This window comes from Bradyrhizobium sp. CCBAU 11361, assembly GCF_028128935.1.
GTDB classification, from domain to species: Bacteria; Pseudomonadota; Alphaproteobacteria; order Rhizobiales; family Xanthobacteraceae; genus Bradyrhizobium; species Bradyrhizobium niftali.
The window spans coordinates 1-712 of sequence record NZ_LBJZ01000072.1 but is presented as its reverse complement, the minus strand read 5'-3'; the positions used below and the strand labels follow the sequence as shown (position 1 = coordinate 712).

The following is a 712-nucleotide window of genomic DNA, read 5'->3' as shown; positions in this document are numbered from 1 at the left end:
TGTGTCCGGCCTTTTGTTGCGGCTGTCACATGCCGCTGGCCCGTATGGGAGTTCGCGGAACGGGTCCAATTCAACTTCGCGTGCTCGAGGCGCGTATCCATGATCTGGTTTTCCCATTCCTGTCTCGTGACCGTGCGCCATACTCTCCGGTTGACCTTCTCACACTCACGGTCCCTGCCGCGGAACTACTTCGCCGCAGCCGGAGCCCGATAGGTTCCGCCTCTCGCCATCAATGCCCAGACGATGCGCGCCATCTTGTTAGCGAGGGCGACGATCACCAGCATGGGCGGCTTGAGGGCAAGCATGCGCGCAAGCCAAGAATCCGCTGTCGAGCCTTTGCGCATTGCCCAGCGCACGGCCGCGCTCGCGCCGATGATCAGCAGTCGTCGCAGGGTTCGTTCGCCCATACGTGACGTCTTGCCGAGCTTCTGCTTGCCTCCGGTGGAGCGCTGCAGCGGGGTAAGCCCCAGCCATGCCGCAAAGTCGCGTCCCCTCTTGAAGGCCTGGGCTGTCGGCGCCAGGGCAACGAGCGCCGTAGCCGTGATCGGCCCAATTCCTGGGATCGTCATTAGCCGCTTCGCTTCGGCATCCTCCTTGGCGCGCCGGGCGAGCTCTCGGTCGAGCAGCGCCACCTTCTCGTTCAGGGATCGCAACAGCTCGACGAGCAGCCGTAGGATCGGTCTAGCCAACTCAGGAATGTCGGTATCATGGC

Annotated in this window: 1 protein-coding gene; it reads right to left on the bottom strand. The window is 63.3% G+C overall.

Going from position 1 to position 712, the window contains the following annotated elements:
* Nucleotides 1–185: 185 nt before the first annotated feature.
* The coding region (locus tag XI08_RS09890; protein WP_271574270.1) for an IS110 family transposase at nt 186–712 on the bottom strand (527 nt) is incomplete at its 5' end.